This is a genomic window from Marinibacterium sp. SX1 (assembly GCF_050389775.1).
GTDB lineage: Bacteria > Pseudomonadota > Alphaproteobacteria > Rhodobacterales > Rhodobacteraceae > Marinibacterium.
In genome coordinates, this window is record NZ_CP177144.1 from 95,843 (window position 1) to 114,239 (window position 18,397).

Sequence of the window (18,397 nt, forward strand, 5' to 3'; positions counted from 1 at the left end):
TGTCTCCGGAAAAGCACCCCTGCCCTATCGCAGCTGGCCGACCATTCCAACCGGCTTGACGGCGGCGATCCGCCCGGTTTCTGTCGGCCCATGACAGACGAAGGCCACCACCTCGACCCCACCGACTGGGACGACTTCTCCGAACAGATGCACGGGCTGCTCGATGCCTGCCTCGCCCGCATGGAAGCCACCCGCAGCCTGCCCTGGCGCCCGGTGCCCGACGACTTTGCCGACAGCGTGGCCCTAGACGGTGCGCCCCAGGCGCTTGATGCCGTCTTTGCCCGGATGACCGGCCCGATCATGGCCCAGGCCACGGGCAACACCCATCCGCGGTTCTGGGGCTGGGTCCATGGCTCGGGCCTGCCCGTGTCGGTCGGGGCCGAGCTGGTCGCCGCCACGATGAACGCCAATACCGGCGGCCGCTGGCAGGGCGCCACGGATGTCGAACGCGCCGTCCTGTCCTATCTGCACGACGTTGCCGGCATGGCCCCCGAGGCCTCGGGCATCCTGACCGGCGGCACCTCGCAGGCCACGATCCTGGCCCTGACCACGGCCCGCGCCCGGCTGTTCGGCACCGACATCCGCCGCACCGGCCTGGCCGGCCTGCCCCCCGTGCGCGTCTACATCGCCGAGGGCGGCCATTCCTGCGTGGCCAAGGCCCTTGAAATCATGGGCCACGGCAGCGACAGCCTGACCCGGATCCCCCCCACCGCCGACCAGCGCATGGACCCGGCCGCCCTGCAACGGGCCATCACCGCCGACCGCGCCCGGGGCATCACCCCGCTGGCCATCGTCGGCACCGCCGGCTCGGTCGGCATCGGCGCCTTCGACGATCTCGATGCCCTGGCCGACATTGCCCGGCACTTGTCCATCTGGCTGCATGTCGACGCGGCCTTCGGCTTCTGGATCCGCCTGGCCGAGGCGCCCTGGCGCGACCTGGCCCGGGGCCTGCACCGCGCCGACAGCATCGCCCTGGACCTGCACAAGTGGATCGGCGTGCCCTATGCCTGCGGAGCCTGCCTCATCGCCGATGCCGCGGCCCATCGCGCCGCCTTCACCGCCCGGCCCGATTACCTGGCCTCGGCCGCCGAAGGCCTGGCCGGCGGCGATCACTGGTTCTGCGACTATGGCATGGACCTGTCGCGCGGCTTCGCGGCCCTCAAGGCCTGGGCCGCCATCGCCACCCACGGCTCGGCCGCCTTCTCCCGCGCCATCACCGACAATTGCCGCCAGGCCGCGCTGATGGGCGAGCTGGCCCGCACCACCCCGGGCATGGACCTGGCCACCCCGGTCATCTCGAACGTCTGCTGCATCTTCACCCCAGGCCACGATCCTGCCGCCCTGGCCGCCCGGCTTCAACTGGATGGCACCGCCGTCTTCTCGACCGGCACGGTCGACGGGCGCCCCTGCCTGCGCGCCGCCATCGTCAACCACCGCACCACCGGCGACGATATCCATGCCGCCATCGCCGCCCTGAGCGCCCTTCTGGCCTGATCGCGCCGGCTGACCGGCCGCTGCTTCTTTCTCTTTCCAAGTATCCGGCCGGCCATCACCACTCGCGCCCGGCCCACATCCGGGCGCCCCGGTGCCACGAAAAAAGGCCGGGCACGAGGCCCGGCCAGGTCCAACAGGGAGGTGCATGCCTATGCCCGGGCATGCGCGGGATACCGTAGAATTACACTAAAATTGCTACCAATTCCTTAATCATTACGTCGCAAAGCCCGTCCGGATCACGCAACCAGGCGATATCCGCCGCTTTCCGTGACCAGCAGCCGCGCATTCGACGGGTCCGGCTCGATCTTCTGGCGCAGGCGATAGATATGGGTTTCCAGCGTGTGGGTCGTCACCCCGGCGTTGTATCCCCAGACCTCGTGCAACAGCACGTCGCGGGCCACAACGCCATCGGTCGAGCGGTAGAGGAACTTGAGGATGTTCGTCTCCTTCTCGGTCAGCCGGATCTTGCGGTCGTCCTCGGTGATCAACAGCTTCATCGACGGCTTGAACGTATAGGGCCCCAGCTGGAACACCGCGTCCTCGGATTGTTCGTGCTGGCGCAGCTGGGCGCGGATGCGGGCCAGCAGGACCGGGAACTTGAACGGCTTGGTCACGTAATCGTTCGCCCCGGCATCCAGGCCCAGGATCGTGTCGGCATCGCTGTCATGGCCGGTCAGCATCAGCACCGGCGCCTTGATCCCCTGCTTGCGCATCAACCGGCACAGCTCGCGCCCGTCGGTGTCGGGCAGGCCGACGTCCAGAATGATCAGATCGTAAAGTGCTTCCTTCGCGCGTTCCATCGCGCTGTGGCCGTCGCCGGCTTCGAACACGTCGAAATCCTCGGTCATGACCAGCTGTTCGCTCAGCGCGTCACGCAGGTCGTCATCATCATCAACCAGAAGGATTTTCTTCAGCTGGGCCATGTAGCGTACTCCTGTTTCGTCAGAACATGGAAACCGCTCCCGCCAGAACAAGATTTCCTGCAAAGGCTTCACGTCGTCGTGTGCCCCGCGCGGGTTTTGTTTCACTTCCGTTGCAAAATCGCGTAGCGAAAACGGCGGTATTTCAAGCAATCGGATCCCTGCCGTGACCCTGACCCTTTCGATGCCGGAACGCCTGGCCCGGGCGCGGGCCGATCTGCGCATGGGCGTGCCCGTGGTGCTGGTCCAGGCCGGCCAGGCCGCGCTGGCCGTGCCGGCCGAAACCCTGACCGCCGACCGGCTGGCCGACCTGCGCGCCATGGGCCCGGCCGTCATGGCCATCACCGGGCGACGGGCGGCCACGCTCAAGGCCCGGGCCTATGACGGCGACCTGGCCCGGGTGCTGCTGCCGGGCGACGCCGGGCGCGACTGGGTCCAGGCCGTGGCCGATCCGGCCGACGATCTGAAAACACCAATGAAAGGCCCGCTGACCACCCAGCGCGACGGCCCCGCCGACCTGCACCGCGCCGCGTTGCAACTGGCCAAGTCGGCCCGCCTTCTGCCGGCCTGCCTCGTCGTGCCCGTGGCCGACGGCCGGGCCGTGGCCGCCGAAGCCGGGCTGACGCTGATCGACCTCGACCAGGCCCGCGGCCAGCTGGGCATCAGCTCGCCCCTGCACGACATCGTCAGCGCCCGCCTGCCGATGGAGGTCTCCGAGGCCGGCCGGCTGCATGTCTTCCGCCCCGATGACGGCGGCGAGGAACATTATGCCATCGAGATCGGCCGCCCCGACCGCAACCGCCCGGTGCTGGCCCGGCTGCATTCGGCCTGTTTCACCGGCGACCTGATGGGCTCGCTGAAATGCGATTGCGGCCCCCAGCTGCGCGGGGCGCTGGCGATGATGGGCACCGAGGGCGAAGGTGTGCTGCTCTATCTCAACCAGGAAGGCCGCGGCATCGGGCTGGCCAACAAGATGCGGGCCTACAGCCTGCAGGATCAGGGGTTCGACACTGTCGAGGCCAATCACCGGCTGGGATTCGAGGATGACGAACGCGATTTCCGGCTGGGCGCCGAGATTCTCAAGGAACTGGGCTTTTCCTCGGTCCGCCTGCTGACCAACAATCCCGGCAAGATCGCCATGATGGAAAAGGCCGGCATCGCCGTGACCGAACGGGTGCCGCTGAAAGTGGGCGAAACCGCCCATAACCGGGCCTACCTGGCGACCAAGGCGGCCAAGTCGGGCCACCTGCTGTGACCGGGCCGCTTGCCGCACAGGAAAGGATTGCCGGACAGGGGCCGGGCGACCTGGTTCTGACGCCCCGGGGCCTGCGCTTCATGGGCCGGCTGTTTCCCTGTTCGATCGGGCGCGGCGGCATCCGCAGCGACAAGCGCGAGGGCGACGGGGCCACGCCCCGCGGCGCCCATGCCATCGTCGGCGTGCTCTACCGCCCCGACAGGCTGGCCAGCCCGATCGGTGGCGCCCAGCCGATCCGGCCCGGAGACCTGTGGTCGGACGACATTCGCGATCCGGCCTACAACCATCTTGTGCCCGCCCCGCACGGGTTCAGCCACGAACGGCTGCGCCGGGCCGATCCGCTTTACGACATTGCCCTGGTGACCGACTGGAACTGGCCCGAGGCCCAGCCGGGCCGGGGCTCGGCGATCTTCATCCACCAATGGCGCCGGCCAGGCTATCCCACCGAAGGCTGCGTGGCCCTGCGCCGCGATCACCTGCGCTGGGTCACCGAACGGCTGGCCGCCGGCGCGCGGCTGATCGTGCGCTAGGGGATTCGATGCGGTCAGGCTGCCGGGGGCACCCGGTCGCCGAAGATGGCCGAGCCAACCCGCACATGGGTCGCGCCCAGGGCAATGGCGCTTTCGAAATCGGCGCTCATGCCCATCGACAACCCGTCCAGCCCGTTGCGCGCCGCGATCTTGGCCAGCAGGGCGAAATGCAGGCTGGGTTCTTCATCGGCCGGGGGGATGCACATCAGCCCGCGCACCGGCAGGTCCAGCCCGCGGCAGTCGGCGATGAACCCGTCGGCCTCGGCCGGCATGACCCCGGCCTTCTGCTCTTCCTCGCCGGTGTTGACCTGGATGAAGAGATCCGGGCAGGCCCCGCGTTCCTGTGCGATGCGGGCCAGGGTATTGGCCAGCTTGGGCCGGTCGACCGAATGGATCGCATCGGCCAGTTCCATGGCCTGGCGGGTCTTGTTGGTCTGCAACGGCCCGATCAGGTGCAGCTCGACCCCGTCAAAGCGCTCGCGGAAGGCGGGCCATTTGCCGGCCGCTTCCTGCACCTTGTTCTCGCCAAAGATCCGGTGGCCGGCGTCCAGCACGGCCTCGACCCGGTCGAGTGGCTGAACCTTGGACACGGCGATCAGCCGGACCGAGCCTTGGGGCCGGCCGGCGGCCCGTTCGGCCTGGGTGATGCGGTTGCGAATGTCGTCGAGCGCCATGTGTCTGGTTCCTTCCCGGTCTGGCCGGGACAAAACACAAAAGCGCCGGAAATTGAAAGACCCCGGGCACTCTAGACCGGCACGATAGACGGCCCCGCCCGACTGATTGCCCCGGCGGTCAATCCCGCCGCGCCGCCGTGAACGGGCTCGCAGTCACGTGCCACCGCCTGTGGACGGGCTTGCAATCCCACCACACCGCCGGAACCGGGGTTTGCGATCCAGCCGTGCCGTCTAAACCGAACCTCGCAGCCCCGCCGCACCGCCCGAAATGCAACGTGGCAGACCCATCGCGATACCGAAACCGGACCGTTCAGCCCTGCGGCGCCGCCGAAGCCAGACCTTGCCGCGCCGCTGCGGCCCGGGCTTTCGCCGCTGTTGCGCGCGGAACCCGCGCTTGCGTTGACCGCCGACCCGGCACTTGCGGCCCCGTCATGCGGCCGGTGTCAGGACATCTGCGCCAGCCGTCCCGGGTTGCCGACCACGCGCCATGGCCCCAAAAGAAAAGGGCGCGCTCGGTTGAGCGCGCCCAAATCTGTCGATGGTTTCAACTATCAGAAGTTGAAGACCACACCCAGGTCGCCGATGACGTTGTCCGAGGCGTTCTTGGCTGCTTGCTGGCCGATGCCGCCTTTCAGCGAAACGCCGCCGCCCAGGTCGTGGACGAAGGAGATGCCGTAGCCTTCGGTGTCGCTGTCACCTTCACCCGAGCCGTAGGAGGCTTGGATCGAGGTGGCTGCGCCAACGTCGAACGACAGCGACAGACCGTAGACGGTGCCGTCGTTGGTTGCGCCTGCGCCCAGGTCTTCGTCACCGATCAGGACGGTGCCCGAGAAGCGGTCGAAGTCGGCGCCGAGGGTCACGATGACCAGGCTCTGATCGTTTTCGTTTTCACCGTAGGTGACAGCACCGGTGAAGTTGTTCCAGGTGTAGGCGGCGCCCACGTCCCAGCGATCGTTGTTGGCTGCGACGTTCGGGTCATACGATGCACCGAACGAGAAGCCGCCAGCGGCGTAGTTCACGTACACGGCGTTGGAGCCGGCACCGGTCGACGAGTAGCCCAGGAACGAGTAGTCAACACCGACGTACTGGCCGGTGAAGGCTTCCAGGCCCGGCTCGAAGCCGTAGTAGTTGACCATGTTGTCGAACTGACCGGCCACGTTGCCGGCGTCAACACGCAGGCCGCCGTAGATGACCGAGAAACGTGCGCCGTTGAGGGTCGCTGCGTTCTGCTCGTTGATCGCCGGGGTGTCGTCGGCTTGCAGACGGACACGTGCCGAGAACTCGACGCCGCCGTCGGTGACGGCTTTACCGTCGATGTTCAGGCGGAAACGCGAGACCAGGGCGATGTCTTCCGACACGCGGTTCTCGTTGTAGCCCAGACCGAAACGGCCGTAGCCGCTGAAGGACACCTGTGCTGCGGCTGCGCCAGCCAGCAGGACCATTGCGGTCGAGGTGATAAGGGTCTTTTTCATGATGTTCCCTCGGTTTTAGATTTCGCGGCCCAAACCAATGCGGACAGGCACCTGCTTGGGTATGAACCTCGTGTCGCTCTTTTGAGGGGTCTTGCACAAGGTTGCGCTTTGGGGGCCGCCCCAATCACGCCGAAATTGGTGCAAGGATGTCACAGTGATCGTGAGGGCCCGTGATCGCGGCCCCATATCCGTGTGAACAAGGGCCGCAAGTCGCGTTTTCCGGTTGTGGAACAGCACCCAAGGGTGCGGTGGGCGCGCGTGGCCCGGCTGGCCTGGGCCAGCATCGGGCCGATTGCGGCGCGCTGTGCTCCGGGGGTGGTCCCCGCGGGAGCATGGCAGAATCACGGCAGAGTTCGACGACCTGTCCGTCGCGTCCGTCCGCCCGGGCGCGGTGCCACCCGCCCTGCCCGAAGGGTCCCCGCGGTCGGGCCCGCGCGGGGCCCCGTCGCCGGGAAGGTCTGATCGCAGAACCGCGGAGGAGACGCAAGTACAGGACGAGGGGACCTGCCCGCGTTGGCCACCGTGGCCCGCCGGCCACCCTGCCCGTCCGCCGCGAAACCGGCCGGAACGGATGGCCCTGTGTGATGCGCGCGGATCAGGCGACCCGCGCGCACCGGGTCCGATGATGCTGGCCGCCCGTTGCCGGGCGACCGTCAGGCATCAGAAGTTGAAGTGGACACCGAAGTCGCCGATCACGTCGGTCGAGCCGTTTTTCGGGCCTTCGGCACCGATACCACCGCGCAGCGACACACCGCCGCCCAGGTCGTGGACAACACCGATGGCGTAGGATTCGGTGTCGGCGTCGCCGTCACCCGAACCGTAGGAGGCCAGGATCGAGGTTGCCGCGCCGACGTCGAAGCCCAGCGATGCACCATAGACCATGCCGTCGGTCTCGGGAGCGCCGGCCGCCAGGTTCAGGTCTTCGTCACCGATGAACAGGTTGCCCGAGAACCGGTCGAATTCCGCGCCGAGCACGAAGACCAGCAGGCTTTGTTCAGCTTCGTTCTCACCGTATGCGGCGTAGACCGAGTAGTTGTTGAACGCATAGGATGCGCCAACGTCCCAACGGTCGTTGCCACCGGCGGCATCGGGGTCATACGACGCGCCAACGGCGAAGGGGCCGGTTGCATAGCTGGCGAAGACGGCGTTCGAGCCCGAGCCCGTGCTGTCGTATTCCAGGAATTCATAGTCGACACCGGCGTATTGACCGGTGAATTCCTCGAGGCCCGGCTCGAAGCCGAAGTAGGCGTCGGAATCGTCGAAGGCACCCGACACGTTACCCACGTCCAGGCGGAAGCCCTGGTAGATCGACGAGAACCGTGCACCGTTCAGCGTGGCGCCGTTCTGTTCGTTGACGCTGGGCGAGTCGTCTGCCTGCAGACGGACCCGTGCCGAGAATTCGACACCGCCGTCGGTGACAGCCTTGCCGTCGATGTTCAGACGGAAGCGCGACACGAGGGCGACATCTTCCGTGGTCCGGTTTTCCTGGTAGCCAAGGCCGAAGCGGCCGTAACCGCTGAAGGACACCTGAGCGGCCGCTGCACCGGCGCAAAGCACCAGAGCGGTCGAAACGACGAGAGTTCTCATCATGATCTCGCTTTTTTGATGTGATCGTCAGAATTTTTTACCGCACCGGCAATGCCTTGGGCATAACCGGCGCTTGAGGGGCAAGTGGGCTTTTGACACCGGAAGCACAATGGCCGCCGATCGAATTTCAAGACCCGGATCACCGAAAGATGCATCTTCGCAACCACGATTTCGAGAGCCTGCACGACGTCCGGCCAGTTTTCGAAATCAAGGGGTGCGACAATCTGACAAGGGGGGTTGTCAGCCAGTTTTGGCTCATGCCTGCATGCCCCAGCGGAAGCTTTGCCGGCAGCCTCCGACGGGCCGTTCCGCGACCGCAGGACGGGCGTTTTCAGGGCCATCGGCCGGGCCGGCCACCACCCCCGGGGCGGGCCATGGCAGGTGTTTGTCGGGGTTTTCGCGGGGGCGTTGCCCGCGTGGCGCAAGAGACGGCAGCCCGGCGACCGGCGGGCGTCGCCGCCGCGCGGTCATGCCTGTCGGAACACGCTTGGGCCGGGAGGGGACTTGTTGAGCCGCCCCGGCTTCTCTAGAGGTATGTCGAAACGGATCTGGCTTCGGAAGACGATGGGTATGAGCTGGCAGAAGATCATGGGAAGTCTCGCGCTTGTCGCGCTGGTGGCCGGTTGCGGCAATTCGGCAAGCACGACGTCTGCGGGTTCGCCCCAGACCATCACCGACAGCGACGAGCTGCGCAACCAGACGGATTCGACGATCTGGACGCTGTTCAACCGCCCCGATGTCGAGGCCGAGGTGCAGGTCAACCGCTACCTCTGGTCGGCCTCGCTGGACGTGCTGAACTTCCTGCCGGTGCAGACGGTCGACCCGTTCACCGGCCTCATCGTCACCGGCTACGGCACACCTCCGGGCGGCGGCACGTCCTACCGCGCCACCGTGCATATCTCTGACCCCGCGCTGGATGCCCGGTCGCTGTCGGTCTCGCTGCAATCGCGCGGCGGGCCGGTCAATGCCGCGACCACCCGGGCGGTCGAGGACGCGATCCTGTCGCGGGCCCGCCAGCTACGCATCGAGGACGGCGGCCGCTAGATCCTCTGGCATCACCAGCGTTTTCCCCCTATTCACGACGCCGGGCCGCCAGAGCCCGGCGTTTTCGCATCTGCAAGGACCAAGAAACCCATGTCGCGTTACTCCGCAGCCGAGATCGAGGCCAGGTGGCAGCAAGCCTGGGACAAGGCCAATGTCTTCAAGGCGGAACGCCAGCCGGGCAAGCCCAAGTACTACGTGCTGGAAATGTTCCCCTATCCTTCGGGCCGCATCCATATGGGCCACGTGCGCAATTACACGATGGGCGACGTCATCGCGCGCTACAAGCTGGCCACCGGCCATTCGGTGCTGCACCCGATGGGCTGGGACGCCTTCGGCATGCCGGCCGAGAACGCGGCCATGGCCTCGGGCGGGCATCCCCGTGACTGGACCTATTCCAACATCGCCACGATGAAGGACCAGATGAAGCCGCTGGGCCTGTCGATCGACTGGACCCGCGAATTCGCCACCTGTGACCCGGAATATTACGGCCAGCAGCAGGCGCTGTTCCTCGACATGCTCGAAGCCGGGCTGGTCTATCGCAAGAACGCCGTGGTCAACTGGGACCCGGTCGACATGACCGTGCTGGCCAATGAACAGGTGATCGACGGCAAGGGCTGGCGCTCGGGCGCCGATGTCGAACGCCGCGAGCTGACGCAATGGTTCTTCAACATCTCGTCCATGGCCGGGGAATTGCTCGATGCCATCGACGGGCTGGACAGCTGGCCGGCCAAGGTCAAGCTGATGCAGCAGAACTGGATCGGCAAGTCGCGCGGCCTGCAATTTGCCTTCACCCGCACCGACGGCGGCGAGATCGAGGTTTACACCACCCGGCCCGACACGCTGATGGGCGCGTCCTTCGTCGGCATCTCGCCCGATCACCCGATTGCCAAGGACCTTGAGGCCCGGAACCCCCAGGTTGCCGAATTCGTGGCCCAATGCCGCAAGGGCGGCACGACCGAGGAAGCCATCGAAAAGGCCGAGAAGCTGGGCTTTGACACCGGGATCAAGGTGAAACACCCGCTGAACCCCGATTGGGAACTGCCGGTCTGGATCGCCAATTTCATCCTGATGGATTACGGCACCGGGGCGATCTTCGGCTGCCCGGCGCACGATCAGCGCGACCTCGATTTCTGCCGCAAGTACGGCCTGCCCGTCACCGACACGTTCTTTGCGCTCGACGATGCAACGCCCGTCGACACCGAGGCATTCGTGCCGGCCAAGACCGAAAAGGTGAAATGGGTCGACCATTTCGCCGGGCTCGACGTGGCCACCGGGCAGGAGGCCATCGACACCACGATCGATTACCTCGAAGCCAGGGGCCTCGGCACCGGGGTCGAGAAATTCCGCCTGCGCGACTGGGGCCTGTCGCGCCAGCGCTACTGGGGCTGCCCGATCCCGGTCGTGCATTGTGCCGATTGCGGCGTGGTGCCCGAGAACAAGGAAAACCTGCCGGTCGAGCTGCCCTATGACGATGGCAACGGCAAGGCGATCGATTTCTCGATCCCCGGCAACCCGCTGGACCGCCATCCCCGCTGGCGCGACGTGGCCTGCCCGAAATGCGGCAAGCCGGCGCAGCGCGAGACCGACACGATGGACACCTTCGTCGACAGCTCGTGGTATTACGCCCGCTTCACCGCGCCGCGCGCCACGACGCCGACGGTCATGGAAGACGCGGATTACTGGATGAATGTCGACCAGTATATCGGCGGCATCGAACACGCGATCCTGCACCTGCTCTATTCGCGCTTCTTCGCCCGGGCGATGAACGTCACCGGCCACCTGCCCGACAGCGCGCGCGAGCCCTTCGACGCGCTGTTCACCCAGGGCATGGTGACCCATGCGATCTACCAGAGCCCCGGCGCCAACGGCCGGCCGGTCTATCACTATCCCGAAGAGATCGACCTGAAGGACGGCAAGGCCTTCCTCAGGGAGACCGGCGCCGAGGTCGAGGTCATCCCCTCGGCCAAGATGTCCAAGTCGAAGAACAACGTGGTCGACCCGCTGTCGATCATCGCTGATTTCGGGGCCGACACGGCGCGCTGGTTCGTGCTGTCCGACAGCCCGCCGGAACGCGATGTCGAATGGACCGCCGCCGGGGCCGAGGCCGCCGCGCGGCACCTGGGCCGGGTCTGGGCGCTGTCGGTCAAGATCTCCGAGATGGGCTCGGCCGAGCCTGGCGAGGAGGACGACGCGCTGATCCGGGCGACCCACAAGGCCATCTTCGACGTGACCCAGGGCATCGAAAGCTTCGGCTTCAACGCCGCGATCGCCAAGCTTTACGCCTTTACCAACCTGGTCTCGAAATCGAAGGCCGGGAAAGAGGCCCAGGGCCTGGCCATCCGCACCCTGGCCCAGCTCATGGCCCCGATGACCCCCCACCTGGCCGAAGCCATCTGGGAGGCCCAGGGCGGCGAGGGCATGGTGACCACCGCGCCCTGGCCGGTGGCCGACGAGCAATACCTGGTCGAGGACACGGTCACCCTTCCGGTGCAGGTCAACGGCAAGCGCCGGGCGGAAATCTCGGTGCCCAAGGATGCCGACAAGGCCGCGGTCGAGGCCATGGCCCTGGCCGAGGACGCCGTTCAGAAGGCGCTCGACGGGGGCACCCCCAAGAAGGTCATCGTCGTGCCGGGCCGGATCGTGAATGTGGTGGTCTGATCGCAGAAGCCTGCTGCTGGCCCTGCCGCTCCTGGCGGCGGGCTGCGGCTTTACCCCGGTCTACGGGCCGGACGGCATCGGCTCGGCCCTGCAGAACCGCGTTCTGGCCACCGAGCCCGACAGCGAGGAAGATTACCTGCTGGTCCGCCGGATCGAGGACAAGATCGGCCGGCCGACCAACCCGGCCTATGACCTGGCCTACACGATCACCACGGTCGAATCGGGCCAGGCCGTGACGGCCTCGGGCGATATCACGCGCTACAACCTGATCGGCCGGGTGCGCTACAAGATGTCCCGCCGGACCGATGGCGCGATCATGGCCGAAGGCCGGATCAGCAATTTCGCCAGCTACTCGGCCTCGGGTTCGACCGTCGACACCCTGTCGGCTGAACGCGACGCCGTGCGCCGGCTGATGGTCATCCTGGCCGACCAGCTGGTGGCCGAGCTTTACACTGCCGTCGACATCGACGCCCCGCTGCGCCCGGCCGATCCCGAGGCCGACGGCGCCCTGCCCCCCGACCCGCTGGGCGGCCAGGGCTCATGAAGCTCTCCGCCCGCGATGCCGATGCCTTCCTGGCCCGGCCCGAGGCGGATCGCTCGGGCCTGCTGATCTATGGCCAGGACGGCATGCGCGTGGCGCTCAAGCGCCAGCAGGTGCTCAAGGCCCTGCTGGGGGCCAATGCCGAAGAGGAAATGCGCCTGGCCCGGCTGCCCGGGGCCGATCTGCGCAAGGATCCGGCCCAGCTGCTCGACGCGGTCAAGGCCACCGGGTTCTTTCCCGGCCCGCGGGCGGTCTTTGTCGAAGAGGCCCCCGATGCGGCCCATGCCGCCGTGGCCGCCGCGCTGGACGACTGGGCCCCGGGGGATGCCTTTGTGCTGGTCACGGCCGGGGCGCTGAAACCGGCATCCAAGCTGCGCAAGCTCTTCGAAGGCCATCGCCGGGCCGTGGTCGCGGCGATCTACGACAACCCGCCGACCCGGGCCGAGATCGAGCGCGTGCTGGGCGAGGCCGGGCTGCGCGACATTCCCGGCGACAGCGCCGGGGCGCTGACCGCCCTGGCCCAGGAGCTGAGCCCCGGCGATTTCGCCCAGACCGTCGACAAGATCGCGCTCTACAAGCGCGGCGATGCCGCTCCGCTGTCGATCGACGATATCGAGGCCTGCGCCCCGCGCTCGACCGAAGCCGGCACCGACACGCTGATCGAGGTCGTGGCCACCGGCCGGGGCGCCGAGATCGGGCCGCTGGTACGCCGGCTGCAGGGCCAGGGCGTCAATGCCGTGGCCATCGTCATCGCCGCGATGCGCCATTTCCGCCTGCTCTATGCCGCGGCCGCCGATCCCGGCGGGCCGGCCGCCGGCGTCGGCCGCCTGCGCCCGCCACTCTACGGCCCGCGCCGCGACAAGGTCGTGCGCCAGGCCCAGGCCTGGGGGCCCGACCGGCTGCAGACCGCGCTGACCCTGCTGACCGACACCGACCTGGCCCTGCGCTCGGCCGGCCAGACCGCCCCGGCCATGGCCCTGGTCGAACGGGCGCTGATCCGGCTCGCCATGCTGTCGCGGGCCGGCTAGCCTGCGCCCGGGGGCGGCCCACCAGAGGCGCCGCCGGGAACAGGGAGTTCGGCATGTACAAGCTTTACGGCCAGGTAGCCTCGCGCGCGTTCCGCGTGATGTGGGCGCTGGAGGAAATGGGCCTCGATTACGATCTGGTGGATGCTGGGCCGCAAAGCCCCGGGGTCCGGGCGGTATCGTCGCTGGGCAAGATCCCGGCGCTGGAGGTCGACGGCACGGTGCTGACCGATTCGGTGGCCATCATGACCTTCCTGGCCGATCGCCACGGCCGGCTGACCTTTCCCGCCGGCAGCCTCGAACGCGGCCGCCAGGACGGCTATACCGAGCGGGTGAACGACGAATGCGACGCGCTGCTGTGGACCGCCGCGCGCTACGGGCGCATCCTGCCCGAAGAGCGCCGGGTGCCCGAGATCGTCGCGCCACTGAAATGGGAATTCGGGCATAACCTGAACCGGCTGGCCGGCGAGATGCAGGGCCCCTTCCTGATGGGCGAGACCTTTACCATCGCCGACATCCTGCTGGGCCATTGCCTGGGCTGGGCCATTGCCGCCGATTTCCCCATCGAGAGCGACAGCCTCAAGGCCTATGGCAAGGCCCTGCGCGCCCGCCCGGCCTATCGCGCGGCCCGCGCCCGGGGGTGATCCGGTGCAAGCGGGGCGCCGCCGGTCAGGCCGGCGCCCCGGCCAGCCAGTCAAGCGCGCCCTGCCCGGCCCATCGCCCGGTGGCCAGGCAGGCCGTCAGCAGGTAGCCGCCCGTCGGCGCTTCCCAATCCAGCATCTCGCCCGCGGCAAAGACCCCGGGCCGGCTGCGCAGCATCAGCCGGTCGTCCAGCGCCGCGCGGGTCAGCCCACCCGCCGTCGAGATCGCCTCGTCGAGCGGGCGCAAGCGGGCGCCTTGCACCGGCAGGGCCTTGATCAGGGCGGCCAGGGCGGCGGGATCCTGGGGCAGCGGCCGGGCGCATTCCATCAGCAGGGCGCGCTTGACCGGGTCCAGGCGCAGCACCTTGCGCAGGTGGTTGGACAGGCTGGCCTTGCCCCGGGGCCGGGCCAGCCGCGCGGCCAGCACGTCGGCCGCCAGGTCCGGGGCAAGGTCGACCACCAGCGGCGCGCCCTCGCGGATGCCCCGGCTGACGGCATAGATGCCCGAGCCTTCCAGCCCGCGCTGCGAAACGATGGCCTCCCCGCGCGAAACATGGTCCCCCGCCCGCCAGGCCACGGCCTTGACCGGCTGGCCGAAGACCGGGGCCATGTGGGCGGACCAGTCGACCGACAGCGCGGCATTGGCGGGCGCAAAGGGCGCGGGGTGCTCATCGGTGAGGATCGTGGCCCAGGCCCCGTCCGAACCCAGCCGTGCCCAGCTGGCCCCGCCCAGGGCCAGGATGGTGACATCGGGGCGGCACCGGGCCGGGCCGTCGGGGGTTTCGAAACCCAGCGCCGGGCCGTCCCAGCCCGTCCAGCGCCAACGCGTGCGGATCTGCACACCGGCCCCGTCCAGCCGGGCCAGCCAGGCGCGCAGCAGGGGCGAGCCCTTCATGGCCCGTGGAAAGACCCGCCCGCTGGTGCCGGTGAACAGCGGCTGGCCCAGACCCTCGGCCCAGGCCATGACGTCACCCGGTCCGAACCCGGCCAGCGCCGGGGCCAGCCAGTCGCCGGCCTCGGCATAGGCATCAAGAAACGGCTCCGGGGCTTCGTCCTTGGTCAGGTTCAGCCCCGACTTGCCGGCCATCAGAAGCTTCCGCCCGACCGAGGGCCGGGAGTCTGCCAGGGTGACGGCCAGCCCGGCACCGGCCAGGACCTCGGCGGCCATCAGCCCGGCGGGGCCGCCGCCGATCACACAGGCTGTCTTGGTCGAAGGGGACATGGCTTGCCTTGGCTGGGGATGACTTCATCTATGGGGGAAAGACCGGCGAGGAAAGGCCCGATGGACGCACCGACCTGCCCGCTTTGCGGCCGCCCGATCCCGGCCGAGGCGAAACAGAGCCTGCATCACCTGGTGCCCCGGCTGAAGGGGGGCAAGGGCGGGCCGGTGGTGCTGCTGCACCACATCTGCCACCTGGAGATCCACGCGACGCTGACCGAAGCCGAGCTGGCGGCGCGTTATCACACGATCGAGGCGCTGCAGGCCCATCCCCGATTGGCAAGGTTCATTGACTGGGTGCGCAAGCGGCCGCCGGGGTTTCATTCGCGCGTGCCGGGCCGGCGGAGGAAGCGGTGAGGGCCGGCCCGGTGGCGGGGACAGGGCCGGATATTTGGGAAGAGAAAGAAGCAGCAGGTCGGCGCGCAATGGTCGGGGCAGCGCGCGGGCGGAGGCCGTGGGAGGCCGGTAGGACAGGGGAGCGCCATACGAGGCAGGCGGCGAGGATCGCGATGGGCGGGCGCCGCAGGAGGCAGCGTGACGGCGGAGGCGGTGGACGGTCGGGAGGCGCGGGAAGCGCAATACGAGGCCCGACGGCGGGGGGGCGCAGTGGGCGGGCGCCGCAGGAGGCGGAGGCTGCGCGGGGGTGAAGGCGGTGAAAGGCCGGGAAGTGCCATACCAGGTTGGACGGCAGGGGGTCTCCGCGGACGGGAGCCGCCGGACGCCGGGGACAGCGCGGCAGGCGCAGCACGATGCGAGACGGCGCCGGGGACAATGGAGGGCCGGAGGGCTCAGGGTGCAGAGGCGAGGGACGCGGCGGGCCCCGGGCAAGAGGGGCTCAGCGGCACATGGCCTTGATCGCGGCGCAGAGGTCGGGATCGGCGGCGATGCTGTCGGCGGCAATCTCGCGGGCATGGTTCAGCAGGGCATCGCCCTCGCGGATGCGGTCGACCAGGCCGAAGGACAGGGCCTCGTCGGCGGTGATCTTCTGGCCGCCCATCAGGATCAGCCGGGTGCGGGCCGGGCCGATCAGGGCGGCCATGCGGACCGGGTCCGAGGGCTGGGGCAGGAAGCCCAGCTTCATCACGGGGTAAAAGAACTTTGCCCCCGGCACGGCCAGCCGCAGGTCGCAGGCCAGCACCATGCCCATGGCCCCGCCGGCCAGGGTGCCGTTCAGGGCGGCGATGCTGAGGCAGGGCAAGGCCGCGACCGCCGCAGACAGCCGCTCCCAGACCGGCGAGGTGGCCAGCCCGGCCCGGGCCTCGTCCAGATCGGCCCCGGCCGAAAACACCCGGCCTTCGCCGGTCAGGATCACCGCCCGGGCCCGGCCGGTCGTGCCGGCCTCTTCGATTCGTTCGGCCAGCTCGGTCAGCATGGCCAGGGTCAGCGAATTGGCCTTGTCGGGCCGGGCGATGGTGACGGTCCAGATGCCGTCGGTCCTGTCACAGCGAATCATGGGGCAGCTCCGGGTCGGGGACGGCCCCGCCGGGGGCCCGGGCCAGAATGCGGGGCCGCCGCGCGATTGCAAGACCCTGCCGGCCCGCCCCGGCCACCGGCGCCTTTCCACCGGTTGCGCGGCCCGGTCGCCCGCCCTGTCGCGCGATTGTGCCACCCGCGCCCCATCCTGCCCCCCGGGCGGGCCCCGCGGGCGTGCCGGGGCGGTTGACGGCGCCGGCCGGACGGCAGAGCATGCGCGCCAAAAGGCGAAAGGATCCTTTTCAGATGAGACATTTCCGAACCACCTGCGCCGTTTCCGCGCTGATCGCCGCCCTGGCCCAGGGTGCCGCCGCCGATGTCACCGCCGAAGAGGCCTGGGGCTCGCTGCGCGACATCCTGGCCGGCTCGGGCTATGACGGGGCGGCCACCGAGACCCGCGAGGGCGACGCGCTGGTCGTGTCCGACACGGTCTTTACCATGACCGTGCCCGAGACCGGCGGCAGCACGGCCATCGATTTCGGCACGCTGCGCTTCGTCGAACAGGGCGATGGCACCGTGCGGGTCGAGATGCCCGATGTCATGCCCGTCACCTCGTCCTTCACCGACCCCGAGACCGGCACGCCGATGACCGTTGTCGTCGACATCATCCAGGCCGCGCCCAGCCTGGTCATGTCGGGCGATGCCGATGCCATCACCCAGGCCTATGCCGCCGACACGGTCGACGTGGCGCTGAAATCGATCGACACGCCGGGCGACGAGATCCCGGCCGATGCCATCCGCATGGCCATGAGCTTTGCCGGCCTGACCTCGACCACCACGCTGGGCCCGGGCGAGCTGCGGCCGATGGACATGACGGCCAGCGTCGACAGCGCCAGCTTCGACATGGCCTTCGAAGTGCCCGGCCAGGGCAAGGGCGCGGCATCGGGCGAGATGGCCGGGCTGACCTTCGAGGGCGAGGGCATGATGCCGACGTCGAGCAGCGGCGGCGATCTTTATGCCATGATGCAGGCGGGGTACGAATTTGCCGGCACCTTTGCCCATGATGCGGCCGCGCTGACCCTGTCGGGCGAGGAAGACGGCCAGGCCTTCACCGCCGAGCTGACCTCGGCCGAGGGCACGATCGACATGGCCATGACCGGCGATGCCCTGAGCTACAACCTGGTCCATGCCGCGTCGACGGTCACGGCCATGGTCGCCCAGCTGCCCTTCCCGCTGACCATCGAGGCCGAAGGCCTGAAGGCCGGGCTGACCCTGCCGCTGTCCGAAGGGCCCGAGCCCAAGGATTTCGCGCTGATGGTCAACCTGGACGATTTCGAGATGTCGGACATGATCTGGATGATGTTCGACCCGCAATCCATCCTGCCGCGCGATCCGGCGACGCTGCTGGTCGACCTGGCCGGCAAGGCAACGGTGCTGGCCAACCTGCTGGATCCGGCCGTGGCCACGCAGCTGGAACAGACCGGCGAGGCCCCCGGCCAGCTGGAGGAGCTGGACATCCGGGCGCTGGAACTGGACATGGTCGGCGCGCGGCTGGCGGGCACCGGGTCGTTCACCTTCGACAATGACGACACCGAGACGTTCAACGGCATGCCCCGCCCGGTGGGCGAGCTGAACCTGCAGCTGACGGGCGGCAATGCGCTGGTCGACAAGCTCAGCCAGATGGGGCTGATCGGCCCGCAGGAAGCCGGCAGCGCGCGAATGATGATGGGCCTGCTGGCCGTGCCGGGCACAGAGCCCGACACGCTGAATTCCAAGCTGGAGATCAACGAACAGGGCCATATCTCGGCCAACGGCCAGCGCATCCAGTAAGGCCGCGCCCCGGCTGCCCGCTGCGGCGGGTGGCCCGGGCGTCGCATGGCACGCCCGCTCCGGCGGGGTGTCACCGGGTCGCGTATGGTTGCCC

Annotated in this window: 16 protein-coding genes; 10 read left to right on the top strand and 6 right to left on the bottom strand. The window is 68.6% G+C overall.

The window, feature by feature from the left end:
- The first annotated feature begins 90 nt into the window (after positions 1–90).
- Positions 91–1,494 (top strand): pyridoxal phosphate-dependent decarboxylase family protein, encoded by a 1,404-nt coding sequence (locus ACK3BB_RS00455; protein ID WP_428926765.1) that lies wholly within the window; start codon positions 91–93, stop codon positions 1,492–1,494.
- A 236-nt stretch (positions 1,495–1,730) separates the two neighbouring features.
- Here ACK3BB_RS00455 and ACK3BB_RS00460 read toward each other — a convergent pair whose 3' ends face one another.
- Complete coding sequence (locus ACK3BB_RS00460) at positions 1,731–2,417, bottom strand: response regulator transcription factor (RefSeq protein WP_428926766.1); 687 nt, start codon at positions 2,415–2,417, stop codon at positions 1,731–1,733.
- Positions 2,418–2,598: 181 nt separating this feature from the next.
- Here ACK3BB_RS00460 and ribA point away from each other — a divergent pair, with 181 nt between their 5' ends.
- Both ribA and ACK3BB_RS00470 read left to right on the top strand, forming a co-directional pair.
- Positions 2,599–3,669: a GTP cyclohydrolase II gene (ribA, locus tag ACK3BB_RS00465; RefSeq protein WP_428928791.1), complete on the top strand. Its 1,071-nt coding sequence runs from the start codon at positions 2,599–2,601 to the stop codon at positions 3,667–3,669.
- Between the two features lie 80 nt (positions 3,670–3,749).
- Positions 3,750–4,199, top strand: a complete 450-nt coding sequence (locus tag ACK3BB_RS00470; RefSeq protein WP_428928792.1) for a L,D-transpeptidase family protein — start codon at positions 3,750–3,752, stop codon at positions 4,197–4,199.
- A gap of 14 nt (positions 4,200–4,213) precedes the next feature.
- On the opposite strand, the gene ACK3BB_RS00475 is transcribed toward ACK3BB_RS00470, so the two are convergent.
- The 3 genes from ACK3BB_RS00475 to ACK3BB_RS00485 all read right to left on the bottom strand — a co-directional run bounded on the left by ACK3BB_RS00475 (position 4,214) and on the right by ACK3BB_RS00485 (position 7,935).
- Positions 4,214–4,873 carry a YggS family pyridoxal phosphate-dependent enzyme gene (locus ACK3BB_RS00475; RefSeq protein ID WP_428926767.1) on the bottom strand — a complete coding sequence of 220 codons (660 nt, stop codon included), beginning with the start codon at positions 4,871–4,873 and terminating at the stop codon, positions 4,214–4,216.
- A 551-nt stretch (positions 4,874–5,424) separates the two neighbouring features.
- The gene (locus ACK3BB_RS00480; protein WP_428926768.1) at positions 5,425–6,345 is read right to left on the bottom strand and encodes a porin; all 921 of its coding nucleotides are present in this window, start codon (positions 6,343–6,345) and stop codon (positions 5,425–5,427) included.
- Between the two features lie 660 nt (positions 6,346–7,005).
- Positions 7,006–7,935, bottom strand: a complete 930-nt coding sequence (locus ACK3BB_RS00485) for a porin (RefSeq protein WP_428926769.1) — start codon at positions 7,933–7,935, stop codon at positions 7,006–7,008.
- A 567-nt stretch (positions 7,936–8,502) separates the two neighbouring features.
- Between ACK3BB_RS00485 and ACK3BB_RS00490 the strand changes: the two genes are divergently transcribed.
- From ACK3BB_RS00490 to ACK3BB_RS00510, 5 genes are all read left to right on the top strand, one after another.
- Positions 8,503–8,976 (top strand): DUF3576 domain-containing protein, encoded by a 474-nt coding sequence (locus ACK3BB_RS00490; RefSeq protein ID WP_428926770.1) that lies wholly within the window; start codon positions 8,503–8,505, stop codon positions 8,974–8,976.
- Between the two features lie 90 nt (positions 8,977–9,066).
- On the top strand, positions 9,067–11,634 hold the full coding sequence (leuS, locus tag ACK3BB_RS00495; RefSeq protein WP_428926771.1) for a leucine--tRNA ligase: 2,568 nt from the start codon (positions 9,067–9,069) through the stop codon (positions 11,632–11,634).
- Positions 11,621–12,178, top strand: a complete 558-nt coding sequence (gene lptE, locus ACK3BB_RS00500; RefSeq protein WP_428926772.1) for an LPS assembly lipoprotein LptE — start codon at positions 11,621–11,623, stop codon at positions 12,176–12,178. Before leuS ends, lptE begins: the two co-directional genes overlap by 14 nt.
- The gene (gene holA / locus ACK3BB_RS00505) at positions 12,175–13,203 is read left to right on the top strand and encodes a DNA polymerase III subunit delta (protein ID WP_428926773.1); all 1,029 of its coding nucleotides are present in this window, start codon (positions 12,175–12,177) and stop codon (positions 13,201–13,203) included. The genes lptE and holA overlap by 4 nt, the downstream gene beginning before the upstream one ends.
- 53 nt (positions 13,204–13,256) lie before the next feature.
- Complete coding sequence (locus ACK3BB_RS00510; protein ID WP_428926774.1) at positions 13,257–13,844, top strand: glutathione S-transferase family protein; 588 nt, start codon at positions 13,257–13,259, stop codon at positions 13,842–13,844.
- A gap of 25 nt (positions 13,845–13,869) precedes the next feature.
- On the opposite strand, the gene ACK3BB_RS00515 is transcribed toward ACK3BB_RS00510, so the two are convergent.
- Entirely contained in the window at positions 13,870–15,063 is a 1,194-nt protein-coding gene (locus ACK3BB_RS00515) for a TIGR03862 family flavoprotein (protein WP_428926775.1), read from the bottom strand.
- 60 nt (positions 15,064–15,123) lie between these two features.
- On the opposite strand from ACK3BB_RS00515, the gene ACK3BB_RS00520 reads away from it, so the two are divergent.
- On the top strand, positions 15,124–15,417 hold the full coding sequence (locus ACK3BB_RS00520; RefSeq protein ID WP_428926776.1) for an HNH endonuclease: 294 nt from the start codon (positions 15,124–15,126) through the stop codon (positions 15,415–15,417).
- A 478-nt stretch (positions 15,418–15,895) separates the two neighbouring features.
- On the opposite strand, the gene ACK3BB_RS00525 is transcribed toward ACK3BB_RS00520, so the two are convergent.
- Complete coding sequence (locus tag ACK3BB_RS00525) at positions 15,896–16,513, bottom strand: enoyl-CoA hydratase/isomerase family protein (protein WP_428926777.1); 618 nt, start codon at positions 16,511–16,513, stop codon at positions 15,896–15,898.
- Positions 16,514–16,779: 266 nt separating this feature from the next.
- Between ACK3BB_RS00525 and ACK3BB_RS00530 the strand changes: the two genes are divergently transcribed.
- Positions 16,780–18,303 carry a DUF2125 domain-containing protein gene (locus ACK3BB_RS00530; RefSeq protein WP_428926778.1) on the top strand — a complete coding sequence of 508 codons (1,524 nt, stop codon included), beginning with the start codon at positions 16,780–16,782 and terminating at the stop codon, positions 18,301–18,303.
- The last annotated feature ends 94 nt before the right edge of the window (positions 18,304–18,397 follow it).